This window comes from Streptomyces sp. NPDC000151 (genome assembly GCF_040301705.1).
GTDB lineage: Bacteria > Actinomycetota > Actinomycetes > Streptomycetales > Streptomycetaceae > Streptomyces.
On sequence record NZ_JBEPFC010000172.1, the window covers coordinates 1 to 15,089 of the forward strand.

The 15,089-nt window shown below is 72.0% G+C and carries 13 protein-coding genes and 1 pseudogene; 6 read left to right on the forward strand and 8 right to left on the reverse strand.

Going from position 1 to position 15,089, the window contains the following annotated elements; translation table 11 throughout:
• A partial coding sequence (locus ABT381_RS31300) for a nucleobase:cation symporter-2 family protein (protein WP_502965727.1) occupies positions 1-1,422 on the forward strand: 1,422 nt, incomplete at its 5' end.
• 67 nt (positions 1,423-1,489) lie between these two features.
• Positions 1,490-2,374 carry a Bax inhibitor-1/YccA family protein gene (locus ABT381_RS31305; protein ID WP_351600146.1) on the forward strand — a complete coding sequence of 295 codons (885 nt, stop codon included), beginning with the start codon at positions 1,490-1,492 and terminating at the stop codon, positions 2,372-2,374.
• A gap of 135 nt (positions 2,375-2,509) precedes the next feature.
• On the opposite strand, the gene ABT381_RS31310 is transcribed toward ABT381_RS31305, so the two are convergent.
• Positions 2,510-2,737, reverse strand: coding sequence for a DUF4287 domain-containing protein (locus ABT381_RS31310; RefSeq protein ID WP_351600147.1), 228 nt, complete (start codon positions 2,735-2,737; stop codon positions 2,510-2,512).
• A 98-nt stretch (positions 2,738-2,835) separates the two neighbouring features.
• Here ABT381_RS31310 and ABT381_RS31315 point away from each other — a divergent pair, with 98 nt between their 5' ends.
• Positions 2,836-3,156, forward strand: a complete 321-nt coding sequence (locus ABT381_RS31315; protein WP_351600149.1) for a hypothetical protein — start codon at positions 2,836-2,838, stop codon at positions 3,154-3,156.
• An 80-nt stretch (positions 3,157-3,236) separates the two neighbouring features.
• Here ABT381_RS31315 and ABT381_RS31320 read toward each other — a convergent pair whose 3' ends face one another.
• The 3 genes from ABT381_RS31320 to ABT381_RS31330 form a co-directional block, all read right to left on the reverse strand.
• Positions 3,237-4,127 carry a hypothetical protein gene (locus ABT381_RS31320; RefSeq protein WP_351600150.1) on the reverse strand — a complete coding sequence of 297 codons (891 nt, stop codon included), beginning with the start codon at positions 4,125-4,127 and terminating at the stop codon, positions 3,237-3,239.
• A 305-nt stretch (positions 4,128-4,432) separates the two neighbouring features.
• Positions 4,433-5,653: an acetyl-CoA C-acetyltransferase gene (locus tag ABT381_RS31325; RefSeq protein ID WP_351600151.1), complete on the reverse strand. Its 1,221-nt coding sequence runs from the start codon at positions 5,651-5,653 to the stop codon at positions 4,433-4,435.
• Positions 5,654-5,890: 237 nt separating this feature from the next.
• Complete coding sequence (locus ABT381_RS31330) at positions 5,891-6,925, reverse strand: SGNH/GDSL hydrolase family protein (RefSeq protein ID WP_351600153.1); 1,035 nt, start codon at positions 6,923-6,925, stop codon at positions 5,891-5,893.
• A gap of 202 nt (positions 6,926-7,127) precedes the next feature.
• On the opposite strand from ABT381_RS31330, the gene ABT381_RS31335 reads away from it, so the two are divergent.
• Entirely contained in the window at positions 7,128-8,522 is a 1,395-nt protein-coding gene (locus ABT381_RS31335; RefSeq protein WP_351600154.1) for a cystathionine beta-synthase, read from the forward strand.
• A 255-nt stretch (positions 8,523-8,777) separates the two neighbouring features.
• Here ABT381_RS31335 and ABT381_RS31340 read toward each other — a convergent pair whose 3' ends face one another.
• Together ABT381_RS31340 and ABT381_RS31345 are read right to left on the reverse strand one after the other, a co-directional pair.
• A complete protein-coding gene (locus tag ABT381_RS31340) occupies positions 8,778-9,185 on the reverse strand; it encodes a hypothetical protein (RefSeq protein ID WP_351600156.1) in 408 nt (135 codons plus the stop codon).
• Positions 9,186-9,194: 9 nt separating this feature from the next.
• On the reverse strand, positions 9,195-10,607 hold the full coding sequence (locus ABT381_RS31345; RefSeq protein WP_351600158.1) for a purine-cytosine permease family protein: 1,413 nt from the start codon (positions 10,605-10,607) through the stop codon (positions 9,195-9,197).
• Between the two features lie 126 nt (positions 10,608-10,733).
• On the opposite strand from ABT381_RS31345, the gene ABT381_RS31350 reads away from it, so the two are divergent.
• Positions 10,734-11,606, forward strand: a complete 873-nt coding sequence (locus tag ABT381_RS31350) for a MurR/RpiR family transcriptional regulator (protein ID WP_351600160.1) — start codon at positions 10,734-10,736, stop codon at positions 11,604-11,606.
• 64 nt (positions 11,607-11,670) lie between these two features.
• Here ABT381_RS31350 and ABT381_RS31355 read toward each other — a convergent pair whose 3' ends face one another.
• Positions 11,671-13,035: an APC family permease gene (locus ABT381_RS31355; RefSeq protein WP_351600162.1), complete on the reverse strand. Its 1,365-nt coding sequence runs from the start codon at positions 13,033-13,035 to the stop codon at positions 11,671-11,673.
• Positions 13,036-13,143: 108 nt separating this feature from the next.
• Positions 13,144-14,499: a type III PLP-dependent enzyme domain-containing protein gene (locus tag ABT381_RS31360; protein WP_351600164.1), complete on the reverse strand. Its 1,356-nt coding sequence runs from the start codon at positions 14,497-14,499 to the stop codon at positions 13,144-13,146.
• Positions 14,500-14,633: 134 nt separating this feature from the next.
• On the opposite strand from ABT381_RS31360, the pseudogene ABT381_RS31365 reads away from it, so the two are divergent.
• Positions 14,634-15,089, forward strand: a pseudogene (locus ABT381_RS31365) (urocanate hydratase); the annotation flags it as partial.

Genomic DNA, 15,089 nt, shown 5'->3' on the forward strand with positions numbered 1-15,089 from the left:
GCGCGAGGCCGCGCGGCTGCGGTCGGCCGCGGAGAGCGCGGGCGCCTGATGGCGGCCCCGAGCGCCGCCACCCGGGAACGGCACCCCGTGGACGAGGTGCCGCCGCTCGGCCGGACGCTCGTCCTGGGCCTCCAGCACGTCCTCGTCATGTACACCGGCTCGCTCGCCGTCCCGCTGCTCTTCGGGTCCGCCGCACACCTGCCGCAGGACACGATCGCCCTGCTCATCACGGCGGACCTGCTGGTCGCCGGGGTGATCACGGTGGTGCAGAGCGTGGGCGCCGGGCGCGTGCTGGGGGTGCGGCTGCCCGTCGTCGCCGGGGCCGGCTTCGCCGCGATCACGCCGATGATCCTGATCTCGCAGCAGTACGGGATGCCGGCCGTCTACGGCTCGATGCTGGCGGGCGGGGTCTTCGGCATGCTGGTCGCGGCGCCGTTCGCACGGCTGGTGCGGTACTTCCCGCCGCTGGTCGGCGGGTGCGTGATCACGGTGATCGGGCTGTCCCTGATGGGCGTGGGGACGCAGCTGGTGGCGGGCGAGGACGCCACGGCACCCGGTTACGCCGCGCCCGAGCGGCTGCTGCTCGCCGCCGGGGTCGTCGTCGTGATCATCGCCCTGACCCGCCTCTTCAAAGGGTTCCTCGGGCAGATCGCGGTGCTGGTGGGGCTGGTGGCCGGCACCGCCGCCGCGGTGCCGCTGGGGCTCACCGACTTCTCGGCGGCCGGCGGGACGCCCTGGGCCGGGGTGCCCGAGCCGTTCCACTTCGGCGCGCCGGAATTCCCGGTGGCCGGGGTGGCGGCCATGTGCGTCGTGATGCTGGTGATCTTCACGGAGTCCACCGCCAGCATGATCGCCGTGGCGGAGATGACGGACCGGCCGCTCGCGCCCGGGGACCTGGCCAGAGGGCTGGCCGCCGACGGCCTCTCCGGGGTGCTGGCCGGCGGCATGAACTCCTTCCCCGACACGCTCTTCGCCGAGAACCTGGGTCTGGTGGAGATGAGCCGGGTCCGCAGCCGCTGGATCACGGCCGTCGCCGGGGCGATCCTGATCGTGCTGGGCTGCCTGCCCCGGCTCGGCGCGGTCGTGGCCGCGCTGCCGGACCCGGTGGTGGGCGCGGCGGCCCTGGTGATGTTCGCGATGGTCGCGGCCGTGGGCCTGCGCATACTGCAGCGGGTGGACTTCCGGGACGGACCCGATCTGCTGATCGTCGCGGTCTCGCTGGCCGCCGGCATGGTCCCGGTCACGGCGCCGCACATCTATGACGGGCTGCCCGCCGGGGTACGGATCGTCTTCGGCTCGGCGATCACCTGTACCGCGGTCACCGCCTTCGTCCTGAACCTGCTCTTCCACCACGTCTCGCCGGGCACCCGGTCTGCTCCCCGGCGACGAGGGAATTGCGCGAAGATCCTGCCTAGGGAGTAGGGACGTGGCTTTGCCAAGCCATTACCCTTGAGGCCAAGGCCGCGCAGGGCGGCCATGGAGGAGTGAGATGAGGAGCAGCAACCCGGTCTTCTCGCGACGGGGGTTCAGCCGAAACGGCTACGCCGGCTTCAATGCGCCGCCGCAGGCCGGGGGCGCCGCCAACCCTTACGCGGGGACGAACCCGTACGCCGGAAACGCCCCCTACGCGGACGCGAACCCGTACGCGGGCGGTAGCCCGTACGCCCAGGGTCAGCAGGACGTGACCCAGGCTCCGCCGTACGTCCCGCAGACCCGCCCGATGACCATGGACGACGTCGTCGTCCGTACGGGCCTCACGCTCGGCACCGTCGTCGTCGGCGCCGCCGTGGCATGGATCATGGACCTCTCCATGGGCCTGGCCATCGGCGCCGCGCTCGTCGCGATGGTGCTCGGCCTGGTCCAGTCGTTCAAGCGCAAGCCGTCGCCGCCGCTGATCCTGGCGTACGCCGCCTTCGAGGGCCTCTTCCTGGGCGCGATCAGCAACGCGATCAACCAGTGGGTGGCCCCCGGCGCGCCCATGCAGGCGGTGCTGGGCACCATGGCGGTCTTCGTCGTGATGCTCGTCGCCTACAAGACCCGCATCGTGCGGGTCAACGCGCGGTTCACCCGCTTCGTGATCATCGCCGCCATGGGCTTCCTGCTGCTGCAGGTGGTCAACCTGCTCTTCATGGCCTTCGGCGGCGGTGACGGCCTCGGCTTCCGCAGCGGCGGCCTGGGCATCGTCTTCGGCATCGCCGGCGTGCTGCTCGGCGCGCTCTTCCTCGCCCTGGACTTCAAGCAGGTCGAGGACGGCATCGCCTACGGCGCCCCGCGCGAGGAGTCCTGGCTCGCGGCCTTCGGCCTCACCATGACCCTGGTGTGGATCTACCTGGAGATGCTGCGCCTGGTCGCCATCCTCAACGGCGACGATTAGTACCGCCCGGGTCCCCGGCGCCGACAAGGCCCGGCGGACACAGCGAAGGGCCCGCGGAAGGTTCGCCTCCCGCGGGCCCTTCGGGTTTCCGGCGCGGTCCGGTCACGGGACCGGACCGGACGCGGGAACCGTCCGCTAGAACTTCCGGGCCGCGCGCCGCAGATCGTACTCGTGGACGATCGCCTTGGCGTGACCATAGGCGAGGTCGTGCTCGCCACGGAGCCAGCTGACCTTCTCCTCGAAGCGGAAGAGAGCGGGGCCTTCCTCGACCATGCGAAGCCAGTCGGAGACTTCGCGGCCGGTGCAGTGGGGAATACGGGAGAGCAGGTTCCGGTGGGTCTCTTCGGAGAAGACTTGGGACATCGGCGCCTCCGGACGCGTTCGATGCTGGTCCTTCAGCACACCGTGCCTGAGCGTTCCGGCGTTGGCAACCACCCGGGAGTGGCGCATAGGCTCACGGCGTGCTTGACGTGATGCCTTTGCAGACCGCCGTTGACACCCTCGCCGACCGGCTCAGGGCGCTGCCGCAGAGCGCCCTCGCGCGGGGTGCGGCCGCCGAAGGGCTGGCTCTCGCCAGGGAGTTCGCGCTGCGTGCGCAGCGCCTGGAGGAGCCGGGAACGGAGCCGCGCGAGCTGCCGGACGCCGGGATGTTCGCGGTCGGCGACCAAGTCGCGGTGGCCGGTCATGACATGGCGTACGCCCTGCGGGACGCGGAAACGGCCCGTGCCGAGGACGTGGCACAGGCCGTGGAAGAAGTACGGCGGACCGCGGCGCGCTGCTGAACGGTCCGGGACCGGGCGGGTGCTGGGCCCGGTCCGAAGGAAGTACCGAAGGCGGTCGCCCCAGGTCGCCCCAGGTCGCCTCAGAGGGAGGCGATGACCCGGTCGGCGAGGACGTAGACGCTGTCGTCGCGGCCCTCGCCCCAGGCGAAGGTCAGCGCGTACGCGCCGGAGACGCCCGAGCCGCCGAGCAGCACGGTGGTGTGGCCCTCGCGGAGCGCCTCGGCGACCCGCTCGGCCGTCTCGCGGTGGCCCGGCGTCATACAGACGGTCGTGCCGTCGGCGAAGACGTAGACGTCGAGGGTGCCCAGCGGGCCCGGCCGGACGTCGGCCAGCGGCGTACGGTCCTCGGCCAGCTCCTCCAGGCGCGCCACGGTGCGCTCGTGGTCGCCGATGGCGGGGGACGGCGAGAAGTCCGGGTGCGAGGGGTGGCGCCGGCGGGCGGCGGCCAGCTCGGCTGACTCGGTCTCCTCAAGGGTCTCGGCGGGCGAGGCGTCGACCGGTTCCAGGTCCACCTCGTCCATGCCGAACAGCGGCTCGGAGCCCAGCACGTCGGGGTCCAGGCCCGCGAAGTCGGCCTGCCGCGGCAGGTAGAAGCGGTCGAAGCCGTCGCCGGGCGCGGTGTCGTCGCCCGGCGCCGGGTGGCCCGGCAGCAGCGAGGGCGAGTCGGCGGCGTCTCTCGCCTCCTGCGCGGCCCAGAAGGCACGCGCCTCGGCGAGCTCCCGCTCCCGCTCCTCGGCCAGCGCGTCGGCCACCGCGGCACGTATGTCGTCCAGCGGGGTCTCGGCGGCGGGTGCCGGGCGGGCGGCGGGAATGGCGGCGAGGGCCGCGGCGCCGTCCTCACGGGCGGCGCTGAGTTCGGCGCGCAGCCCGGCGACCTCGCGGCGCAGGGTGCGAGCGGTGTGCAGGGAGGCTGCTCCCAGCGCCACGGCGATGGCCGCGGCCGGCAGCAGTGCATAAGCGATGGCGGTCACTGACGTACTCCCGGTAGCAGAATGTCCCCCGGAGACTTCCTACATCAGCCTGCCGGAGGTCGGCGACCGTTTGCAGTGTGCTGCGTCTCTTGACGACCGGCGGTGGGGGCCCAGGGCGGCCCGACGGCCCCTCGCCGACCTGGGAAAACGTGACTCCCCCAGGGTGTTGGTCACAATCCTGGGGGAGTCGGTACAACGATCTTGTCACGCGGTGACGTGGCTCACCAACGGTCGCTGTGCGTATCGCGCTTGCTGCGCACGGTCCCGAAAAGCCTCAGCTCAGCGGCTCGTGAGTGTGGTCGCGGTCAGCTCAGCCGCTCGATGACCATCGCCATGCCCTGGCCGCCGCCGACGCACATGGTCTCCAGGCCGAACTGCTTGTCGTGCCACTGCAGGGAGTTGATCAGCGTGCCGGTGATGCGGGCGCCGGTCATGCCGAAGGGGTGGCCGACCGCGATCGCGCCGCCGTTGACGTTCAGCTTGTCCTCGTCGATGCCCAGGTCCCGGGCGGACGGGATGACCTGCGCGGCGAACGCCTCGTTGATCTCGACCAGGTCGATGTCGCCGATGGACAGGCCCGCGCGCCGCAGCGCCTGCTTCGACGCCTCGACCGGGCCCAGGCCCATGATCTCGGGGGAGAGGCCGGAGACGCCGGTGGAGACGATGCGGGCCAGCGGGGTCAGGCCCAGCTCGCGCGCCTTGGTGTCGGACATGATCACGAGCGCGGCCGCGCCGTCGTTGAGCGGGCAGCAGTTGCCGGCCGTGACCAGGCCGTCGGGGCGGAAGACGGGCTTGAGGCCCTGCACGCCCTCCAGGGTGACGCCCGCGCGCGGGCCGTCGTCCTTCGAGACGACCGTGCCGTCGGGGAGGGTGACCGGGGTGATCTCCCGCTCCCAGAAGCCGTTCTTGATGGCCTGCTCGGCGAGGTTCTGCGACCGCACGCCGAACTCGTCCATGTCCTGGCGGGTGACGCCCTTGAGCCGGGCGAGGTTCTCCGCGGTCTGGCCCATGGAGATGTACGCGTCCGGGACCAGGCCGTCCTCGCGCGGGTCGTGCCAGGTCGAGCCGGTGGTCTGGGCCACGGCCTCGGTACGGGCCTCGGCCTCGGCGAAGAACGGGTTGTGGGTGTCGGGCAGGCTGTCCGAATTCCCCTTGGCGAAGCGCGAGACCGTCTCGACACCGGCCGAGATGAAGACGTCGCCCTCGCCCGCCTTGATGGCGTGCAGGGCCATCCGTGAGGTCTGCAGCGACGAGGAGCAGTACCGGGTGACGGTACAGCCGGGGAGGTGGTCCATGCCCATCTGCACGGCCACGATGCGGCCCAGGTTGTTGCCCTGCTCGCCGCCGGGCAGGCCGCAGCCGAGCATCAGGTCGTCGATGTCCCTCGGGTCCAGCTCGGGGACCTTGGCCAGCGCGGCCTTGATGATCTCGGAGGTCAGGTCGTCCGGACGCAGGTCCTTCAGCGAGCCCTTGAAGGCGCGGCCGATCGGGGAGCGGGCGGCAGAGACGATCACGGCTTCGGGCATCACGCGGCTCCAGGGGAAGACGACTCAACTGAGGACTGTGAGGGAAGCTACCCGCACGTACAGCGAAGGTCACGGTCCCTGCGCTGTGATGCGGGCCTCTTTTCTAAGCGGCTGCTTACCTCCGTACTGAGCGGATGCTCACCCATCGGGGCGCGATGTGCAAGGGGGCGGCACGCCGCACCGGGCCGCGCCGCCGCCGCACCGGGCCGCGCCGCCCGCACGCGGCGCTCGCGCCCGTCATGACGTCGCCTCCTCCTCCGCTTCCGGCCCGGTGGCCGGGCCCTCCGCGTCGTGCACCGCGATCCGCTGCCGCCTGCGGTGCTTGAGCAGCGCCCACGGCGCCCGGCTGCCCGTGACCTCGGTGCCGCCCTCGGACGCCGCCTGCGCCGCCGCCTCGGCGACCGGCAGGAAGCCCTCGCGCCGCGCCGGCTCCGGGCGCTCCTCCTCTTCCGGCCACAGGCCGAGCGCCGCGCACAGCGTGGGCAGTACGGCCATCGACGCGGTCGCGTAGCCCTCGGCCGAGGGGTGGTAGTTGTCCGGGCCGAACAGCTCCCGCGGATTCGCCTCGAACTCCGGGCCGAGCAGGTCGCCCAGCGACACCGTCCGCCCGCCGTTCTCCACCACCCCGATGGTCTGCGCGGCGGCCAGCTGCCGGCTCAGCCGCCGGGCCACCCAGCGCAGCGGCTGGTACACCGGCTCGATCGTGCCGAGGTCGGGGCAGGTGCCCACCACCACCTCGCAGCCGGCCTCGCGCAGCCGGGCCACGGCCTCGGAGAGCATGCGGACGGAGCGGGCGAGCGGCATCCGGTGCGTGACGTCGTTCGCGCCGATCATGATGACGCAGACGTCCGGCGCCGGACCGTCCGCCAGCAGCAGCGTCACCTGGCGCTCCAGGTCGTCGGACTGGGCGCCGGGCAGCGCGACGTTGCGCAGGTCGACCGGGCGCTCGGCGATCGCCGCCAGGCCGGAGGCCAGCAGCGCCCCGGGCGTCTGGCGGGCCCGTGTAACGCCCTGCCCGGCGGCCGTGGAGTCACCGAGGAAGCCGAGCCGCAGCGCGGGCCGGTCGGTGCGGTACCAGAAGGTGGCGCCGTAGCGGCCGTCGGCGGCCGGCGGCAGCTCGGTGGAGCCGCCGACCGTACGGCGGGCGAGCCGCACCTCGGTCAGGAGCAGGCCCACCGCGGCGACGCCGAGCAGCCCGGCCCCGCCGCCGCCGAGCGCCGCGGCCGTTGCGATCCGGCGTGCCACTCTCGCCCTGGACATGGTCATCGGCATCGGCCGGGCACCTCCCCGCAGTGCGTACACGGGGCGTGCGGAGGGAGTGAATCCCGGCGCGCGCTCCGCGGACTCGCGAAACTCGTGACAAGAACGTCTTGCCCCGCAGGGCCATCGCCGCAACGCGCCCGCCCTGTGGGGTGAGCGCAATAGGCTGGCCGGACGGGTGCAGGACAGCGCGCCCCTTACCGCGGAGACCACCGTGCAGGTTTATGAATCCATGATTGAGCTGGTCGGCAACACCCCGCTCGTGCGGCTCAAGAACGTGACCGAAGGAATCCGGGCCACCGTCCTGGCCAAGGTCGAGTACTTCAACCCGGGCGGGTCCGTGAAGGACCGGATCGCGGTGCGCATGATCGAGGCCGCCGAGCGGTCCGGCGCACTGAAACCGGGCGGCACGATCGTGGAGCCGACCTCGGGAAACACCGGCGTCGGCCTGGCGATCGTGGCCCAGCAGAAGGGCTACAAGTGCATTTTCGTCTGCCCCGACAAGGTGTCGACGGACAAGATCAACGTGCTGCGGGCCTATGGCGCCGAGGTCGTGGTCTGCCCCACGGCCGTCGACCCCGACCACCCCAATTCGTACTACAACGTCTCCGACCGGCTGGTACGCGAGACGCCCGGCGCCTGGAAGCCGGACCAGTACAGCAATCCGGACAACCCGCGGTCGCACTACGAGTCCACGGGCCCCGAACTGTGGGAGCAGACCGACGGCCGAATCACGCATTTCGTGGCGGGCGTGGGCACCGGCGGCACCATCAGCGGGACCGGGCGGTACTTGAAGGACGTCAGTGACGGCAAGGTCAAGGTCATCGGCGCCGACCCGGAGGGCTCGGTCTACAGCGGCGGCTCCGGGCGTCCGTATCTGATCGAGGGCGTCGGCGAGGACTTCTGGCCCACCGCCTACGACCGCTCCGTCGCCGACGAGATCATCGCGGTGTCGGACAAGGACGCCTTCCAGATGACCCGGCGCCTCGCCAAGGAGGAGGGCCTGCTGGTCGGCGGCTCCTGCGGGATGGCCGTGGTCGGCGCGCTGAAGGCGGCCGAGGGGCTCGGCCCGGACGATGTGGTGGTGGTCCTGCTGCCGGACAGCGGCCGCGGCTACCTCTCGAAGATCTTCAACGACGACTGGATGAACGACTACGGCTTCCTGGAGACCGGGGACACCGACCGGGTCGCCGACGTCATGCACAACAAGCACGGCGGCATCCCCGAACTGGTGCACATGCACCCCGAGGAGACCGTCGGCGAGGCCATCGAGGTACTGCGCGAGTACGGCGTCTCCCAGATGCCGATCGTGAAGCCGGGCGCCGGGCACCCCGACGTGATGGCCGCCGAGGTCATCGGCTCGGTGGTCGAACGCGAGCTGCTGGACGCGCTGTTCACGCAGACCGCCTCGCTCACCGACCCGCTGGAGAAGCACATGTCCGCGCCGCTGCCGCAGGTCGGCGCGGGCGAGCCGGTCGCCGACCTGATGGCCGTACTGGAGAGCGCCGACGCCGCGATCGTGCTCGTCGAGGGCAAGCCGACCGGGGTCGTCAGCCGGCAGGACCTGCTGGCCTTCCTGGCCCGCGGTAGCGCGCGGGGCGCGCAGTAGGGCCGAGGAGCCGGGTCAACTCCCCGTCGACGCAAGGTGTACGTAGGTGTCACGCGGAGGCAGCACGGACTTAACACTCGTCAGGCAGATTAATCCGTGCGGCGACAAGGACTTCGGAGCGGCTCCCGGACTCCAGGTCGCCAGGACGCGTCCGACCGGCCCTGACCCGGTCCGCGTCCCCCGCGGGGACCGCCGTCGTCCCGCCCCCGGCGCAAGCCGGGGTGCGGCGGTCCCCGCAAGAACTTCCCTCCACCGCTATGCGGCGTCGCCCGCCGCCCGCTCGCGGCGGGCGCGGCCGAAGGAGTGGCCGGCCTGGACGACGTTCACGCCCACGATGCCGGCCCAGGACACCAGCAGTCCGGTCAGCCCGGCGTTGACCGCGCCGATCGCGGACAGCGGCACCGCCAGTACCAGCGAGAGCGCGGCGAATCCGAAGCGCTCGCCGAACCCGCCGGGCAGGCCCTCCGGGCGCCGTGCGTCCGCGCCCCGGGCGACCTGCAGCCGGCGCTCCGAGAGCTGTCGCCGGACCCGCTGGTCCACGGCCCGGTCCAGCTTCTCCATGAAGGAGTCCAGCAGCTCGGTCTCGTAGTCCGGGCCGAGTTCCCTGCGCGTGTGCAGCGTCGCGTCGAGTTCTTTCCTGAGCTCTGGGTCACCTGTCGCCATATACGAAGGCTAGGGGCGGGGGACCGCCTCGGCAGTGGGGCTGGCACCCGTATCGGCGGCCGGGATCCGGGCGGTGTCGCCGTGGGCGGCCAGCCAGTACAGGGCGGCCGGTACCGCCAGGCCGACCAGCCAGGAGACGTCGGCGCCGCCGAGCGGGGCGACCAGTGGGCCGGTGTAGAAGTGGGTGACCAGGAAGGGCAGCTGGGCCAGTACCCCGATGCCGTAGACGGCCAGCGCCTTGCCGTTCCAGGCGCCGTAGCGGCCGGCCGGGTCGGTCAGGGCCGGGATGTCGTACCGCTCCTTGGAGATCAGGTAGTAGTCGACCAGGTTGATCGCCGACCAGGGCGTGAAGAACGTCAGCAGGAAGAGCAGGAAGTCCTTGAAGGAGGACAGGAAGGAGTCCTTGCCGAGGAGGGCCACCGCGGAGCCGACGACCATGATCCCGGCGAAGTACAGGCTGCGGCCGCGCGGCGAGAGCGTGCGCTGGCCGCGGAAGCCGCTGACGCTGGTCACCATGGACATGAAGCCGCCGTAGGTGTTCAGCACGTTGACGGTCAGCTTGCCGAGCGCGATCACGAAGTACAGCACGGACGCCATCAGGCCCGCGCCGCCCAGCCCGACGATGTAGCTCACCTCGTGGCCGACGAAGGCCGCCGGGGCCGCGGCCGCCGCGAGCGCCCCGAAGACCATCGACCACTGCGCGCCGAGCACCGAGCCGGAGAGCGTCCACCAGAAGGTCGCGCGCGCCGAGGTGTGCCGCGGGAGGTAGCGGGAGTAGTCCGCGACGTACGGGCCGAAGGCCAGCTGCCAGGACGCGGCGAGCGAGACGGCCAGCAGGAAGACCGGGAAGTCGAAGCTGCGGTCGTGCAGCAGGACGGCCAGGTCGGTCCGCTCCAGCAGGCGCACGCCGAGGTAGACGAAGGCCACCGCGCAGACGAGGCCGGCGATCCGGCCGAGGGCGTGGATCAGGCGGTAGCCGACGGCCGCCGCGAAGGCGGTGATCGCGGCGAAGGCGATGATGCCGGTGGTGTCGCCGAGGTGGGTCAGATGGCCGACCGCCTGCCCGGCGAGCACGGTGCCGCTGGCGAAGAAGCCGATGTACATGAGGATGACCAGGGCCAGCGGTACGACGGCGCCGCGCACCCCGAACTGCGCCCGCGAGGAGATCATCTGCGGCAGGCCGAGCCGCGGGCCCTGCGCCGAGTGCAGGGCCATCACCGCGCCGCCCAGCAGGTTGCCGAGGAGCAGCCCGATCAGCGACCAGAAGGCGGTCGCGCCGAACACGACGGCGAGCGCGCCGGTGACCACCGCGGTGATCTGGAGGTTGGCGCCCAGCCAGAGCGTGAACTGGCTGAAGGCGGTGCCGTGCCGTTCGGAATCCGGTACGACGTCGATCGAGCGTTGTTCCACCACGCCTGCCATGGGCTGCCTCTCTCATTGCATGATTCCATTCAGCATCGACGTATGGTGAATGGAAAATCAATAGGTGGGCGCGCAGCGCGTAAAGTCGTCCCGACGCGAGAGCCGGGATCGGACCGAGAGGACACGATGAGCGGGGACAACGGGGGCGAGGGCGCCACCGAGGCGACCGCCGGTGCGGCGGCGCGGCTGCAGAAGCTCTTCGAAGGGCACCGGCTGACGCCGACCCAGCGCCGGATCGCGCACTGCATGGTGCGCCGGGCCGCCGACGCGCCCTTCCTCTCCAGCGTGGAGCTGGCCGAACTGGCCGGCGTCAGCCAGCCCTCGGTGACCCGCTTCGCGGTCGCCCTCGGCTTCGACGGCTACCCGGCGCTCCGCCGGCACCTCCGCGACGTCGCGCCGGACCGCGGCGCGCCGGCCCCCGACTCCCTCAACGAATACCAGCAGGCCGTACAGGAGGAGATCGGCAACCTCCAGGAGCTGGCCGCGGCCCTCGCCGACCCGGCGCCCATAGAGGAGGCCGCCCGGCTGTTCGCCGCGTCCCCGGTGCTGCCGGTCCTCGGCCTGCGCGCCGCCGTCGCCCAGGCCGCCGGCTTCGCGTACTTCGCGCGCAAGGTCCACCCGGACGTGCGGCTGCTGGACGAGGGCGGCTCGATGCTCGCCGACCGGATCGACGGTGCGGTGCGCGCGGGCGCGACCGTCCTGCTCTGCTTCGCGCTGCCCCGCCACCCGCGCGAGGTGATCGACGCGCTGGCCTACGCCCGTTCGGCCGGGCTGACCGTCGTCACCGTCGCCGACAGCGCGTTCGCCCCGGTCGCCCGGCACACCGACCTCATGCTGCCCGCCGCGGTCGGCACGGGGCTGGCCTTCGACACGGTCTGTGCGCCGATGCTCCTCGGCCGCGTCCTGCTGGAGGCCATGTGCGACGCGCTGCCCGACGCCCAGGCCAGCCTGGAGGCGTTCGACGCGAGGGCGGCGGCCCGCGGCCTGTTCGCCGAGTAGCGCGCGAGGGCGCGGGCCGCGTCAGGGGGCGCGGGGCAGGCTCTGAGGGGAGCGCGTACCGTCCTCAGTGCTCCTCGCCGCGCACCTTCATCACCAGTTTGTTGAGTCCCCATAGCGCCACGCCGATCGCCAGCAGGACGCCGGCCCGGATGTAGACCTCGGCGGGGCGGTCGGCCAGCGGGCTGGCGAGGATCAGGGCGGTGAGCGCGCCGAGCACCGGCAGGACCGTCGGCGTACGGAAGTGGGCGTGTGCCACGCGGTCCTTGCGCAGCACCAGTACCGCGACGTTGACCACCGCGAAGACGCAGAGCAGCAGGAACGCCGTGGTGTCGCCGAGCCCTTCGATCTCGCCCGTGGAGACCAGGCCCACGGCCAGCAGGGAGACGAAGACGATGCCGGTGACGGGGGTGCGCCGCTTCGCGAGCACCCGGCCCATCGCCTTGGGCAGGATGCGCTCGTTGGCCATGCCGTAGCAGAGCCGCGAGGCCATCATGATGTTGATCAGCGCCGAGTTGGTGACGGCGAACAGCGCGATCAGCGCGAAGAGCTTCGGCGGGAAGTCCAGCCCGCCGGCCTTGACCACCTCCAGCAGCGGCCCGCTGGACTTCTCCAGCGTGCGGTGGTCCACCAGCAGCGACGAGACGAGCGCGACCAGGACGTAGACGGTGCCCGTGACGCCGACGCCGATGAAGATCGCGCGCGGGAAGGTGCGGACCGGGTCCTGCGTCTCCTCGGCCATGTTCACCGAGTCCTCGAAGCCGACGAAGGCGAAGAAGCCCAGCGCGGTGGCGCCCAGTACGCCGGTGAGCAGGGCGTATCCGCCGCTCCCCGACGCCTCGAAGTCGGCCAGCCGCCCCGGCTCCCCGCCCCCGGTGAGGACCGCGTACGCGCCGATCGCCAGGATCACCAGCAGCCCGGTCACCTCGACCAGCGTCAGCACGACGTTCGCCTTCACCGACTCCGAGACGCCGCGCAGGTTGAGCGCTGCGAGCGCGAGGACGAAGAGGATCGCGACGACGGTCGGCGGCACCGCGTCGGTGAACTCCGCGAGGTAGTCGCCGCCGAACGCGCGGGCCGCCGCGCTCGCCGAGGACAGCCCCGAGCACATCACCATGAAGGCGACGATGAAGGTCAGAAAGGGAACCTTGAACGCCTTCTGGGTGTACAGCGCGGCGCCGGCCGCCTTGGGGTACTTGCCGACCAGCTCCACGTACGAGGCCGCGGTCAGGATCGCCACGACGAAGCCGATCACGAATGGCAGCCAGAGCGCGCCGCCGACCTTGCCCGCGACCTTGCCGGTGGTGGCGTAGATGCCGGTGCCGAGAATGTCGCCGATCACGAAGAGGATCAGCAGTTTCGGGCCGATGGCGCGCTTGAGGCCGGTCTCCTCGGGTGGTGCGGTGGAGCCCGGCGTGGTGGTGTCCGTCATCAGGTACCTCCCCCGAGAGTCGATGTGGGGGAGGTACTGCCCGTACCCGGCGTTCCGAAGCGGGAGTTGAGGAATTTCAGAGCCGCCGGGTTTTCCGGAAGCGGGCGCTCAGAGGCGGCCGAGGGCGTCCCGCTCCGCGCCGCCGCCGGCCTCCGCGACGATCTCCTCCAGCGTCTGGGCCCGGCGGACCGTGGCGAAGCCGACCGAGCCGTCCGCGCCCTCGGCGAAGCCGTGCACGGCAGGCCGGGCCAGGCTGTTGTAGGCGTAGTGGTGGGCGAAGTAGTACGCGCCGGTGTCCAGTACCGCCACGTAGTCGCCCTGCGCCAGCGGCGGCAGCGTGCGGTTCTCGGCGAGCAGATCGCCCGCGAAGCAGGCCGGGCCCGCCACGTCCTGCGCGAGCTCCTCGCCGCTCTTCGGCAGCCCCTTGGCGTCGAACGCGGCGATCCGCAGCGGCCAGGCGGCGGGCGCGTAGACGGTACGCGTGGCGACCTGCACGCCCGCGTGGGTGACCGCGATCGGCCGGCCGCCGGAGGTCTTGGCGTACTCCACCCGCGCCAGCACCGTGCCGTGCTTGGCCAGCAGCGACCGCCCGAACTCGGTGACCAGGCCGTACCGCCCGTCCAGCAGCCCCGGCACCTGCTCCTTCAGGACCCGCGCGTACGCCTCGTGGGTGGGGTCGTCGGCGTCGGAGGCGAAGTTGACCGGCAGGCCGCCGCCGATGTCGACGGTGTCGATCTGCTGCCGGCCCACCGCCTCGTTGATCTCCTCGGCCAGCTCGTACACCGCCCGTACGCCCCGCGCCATCAGCTCCAGCGGCACGCCCTGCGAGCCGGAGTGGGTGTGCAGCCGGGTCAGCCAGGGGCGGGCGCGGTAGGCGTCGATCACCCACTGCCGGGCCCCCTCGTCCCGCAGCGCGACGCCGAACTTCGAGGTCGCGGTCGCCGTGGACAGCGCCTCGATGCTGCCCCCGCCGACCTGCGCGTTCACCCGCAGCCCGAGGGGGGAGCGGGTGGGGGCCGAGGAGACCAGCGCGTCGATGCGGGCCAGCTCCTGCGGGTTGTCGGCGTTGACCGCGATGCCCAGCGCGAGCGCCTCGCGCAGCTCGGCAGGCGTCTTGGCGGGCGAGTCCAGGACCGTGTGCGCGGCGTGCACCCCGGCCGCTCTGACCAGCGCCAGCTCGCCGGGGCTCGCGACCTCGGCGCCGATGCCCGCCTCGTGCAGCAGCCGCAGTACGGGGACCAGCGGGGCCGCCTTGACGGCGAAGGCGTGCAGCACCGGCGCGTCGGTGACCGCGGCGAACGCGGCCCGCAGCGCCTCGGCGCCCGCCCGGATGCCGGCGACGTCCAGCAGCCCGATGATCGGGACGTCGGGGCCGACCAGCCCCTGCGCCACCGCTGCCGCGACGGCGCGTTCCCGGCGTTCGGTCCGTTCTGTACCGCTGCCTGTGGAGCCCGTGAAGGTCATGACGCCACTCCATCATCCGGCGGCCGGGCGCGCCACGGGTGCCGTTGACTAGTCGTATTCACTGGCGTCAATATGTGAATAGTTCGATCCAGTGCCATGCGGGTGCTGGTCACCGCCGAGGCAGGAGGCAGCGCATGTCAGGACCGCGACCCGTGCGAGCACCGCGTGGTACGGAACTGAGCACTCTGGGCTGGCAGCAGGAGGCCGCCCTGCGGATGCTCCAGAACAACCTGGACCCGGAGGTCGCCGAGCACCCGGACAAGCTCGTTGTCTACGGCGGTACCGGCAAGGCCGCGCGTGACTGGCGCTCCTTCGACGCGATGGTGCGGACCCTGCGGACGCTGAAGCAGGACGAGACGATGCTGGTGCAGTCCGGGCGCCCGGTGGGCGTGATGCAGACGCACGAGTGGGCGCCGCGTGTCCTGATCGCCAACTCCAACCTGGTGGGGGACTGGGCGAACTGGGAGGAGTTCCGGCGCCTGGAGCAGCTGGGCTTGACCATGTACGGGCAGATGACGGCCGGTTCGTGGATCTACATCGGCACCCAGGGGATCCTGCAGGGCACGTACGAGACGTTCGCGGCGGTGGCG

What these genes read in the sequence shown, in the direction of transcription:
- ABT381_RS31340 (WP_351600156.1), bottom strand. Translation starts at nt 9,185, where the DNA reads ATGGCGACAGGTGACCCAGAGCTCAGGAAAGAACTCGACGCGACGCTG.
- ABT381_RS31355 (WP_351600162.1), bottom strand. Translation starts at nt 13,035, where the DNA reads ATGACGGACACCACCACGCCGGGCTCCACCGCACCACCCGAGGAGACC.
- ABT381_RS31310 (WP_351600147.1), bottom strand. Translation starts at nt 2,737, where the DNA reads ATGTCCCAAGTCTTCTCCGAAGAGACCCACCGGAACCTGCTCTCCCGT.
- ABT381_RS31305 (WP_351600146.1), top strand. Translation starts at nt 1,490, where the DNA reads ATGAGGAGCAGCAACCCGGTCTTCTCGCGACGGGGGTTCAGCCGAAAC.
- ABT381_RS31345 (WP_351600158.1), bottom strand. Translation starts at nt 10,607, where the DNA reads ATGGCAGGCGTGGTGGAACAACGCTCGATCGACGTCGTACCGGATTCC.
- ABT381_RS31360 (WP_351600164.1), bottom strand. Translation starts at nt 14,499, where the DNA reads ATGACCTTCACGGGCTCCACAGGCAGCGGTACAGAACGGACCGAACGC.
- ABT381_RS31325 (WP_351600151.1), bottom strand. Translation starts at nt 5,653, where the DNA reads ATGCCCGAAGCCGTGATCGTCTCTGCCGCCCGCTCCCCGATCGGCCGC.
- ABT381_RS31350 (WP_351600160.1), top strand. Translation starts at nt 10,734, where the DNA reads ATGAGCGGGGACAACGGGGGCGAGGGCGCCACCGAGGCGACCGCCGGT.
- ABT381_RS31330 (WP_351600153.1), bottom strand. Translation starts at nt 6,925, where the DNA reads ATGCCGATGACCATGTCCAGGGCGAGAGTGGCACGCCGGATCGCAACG.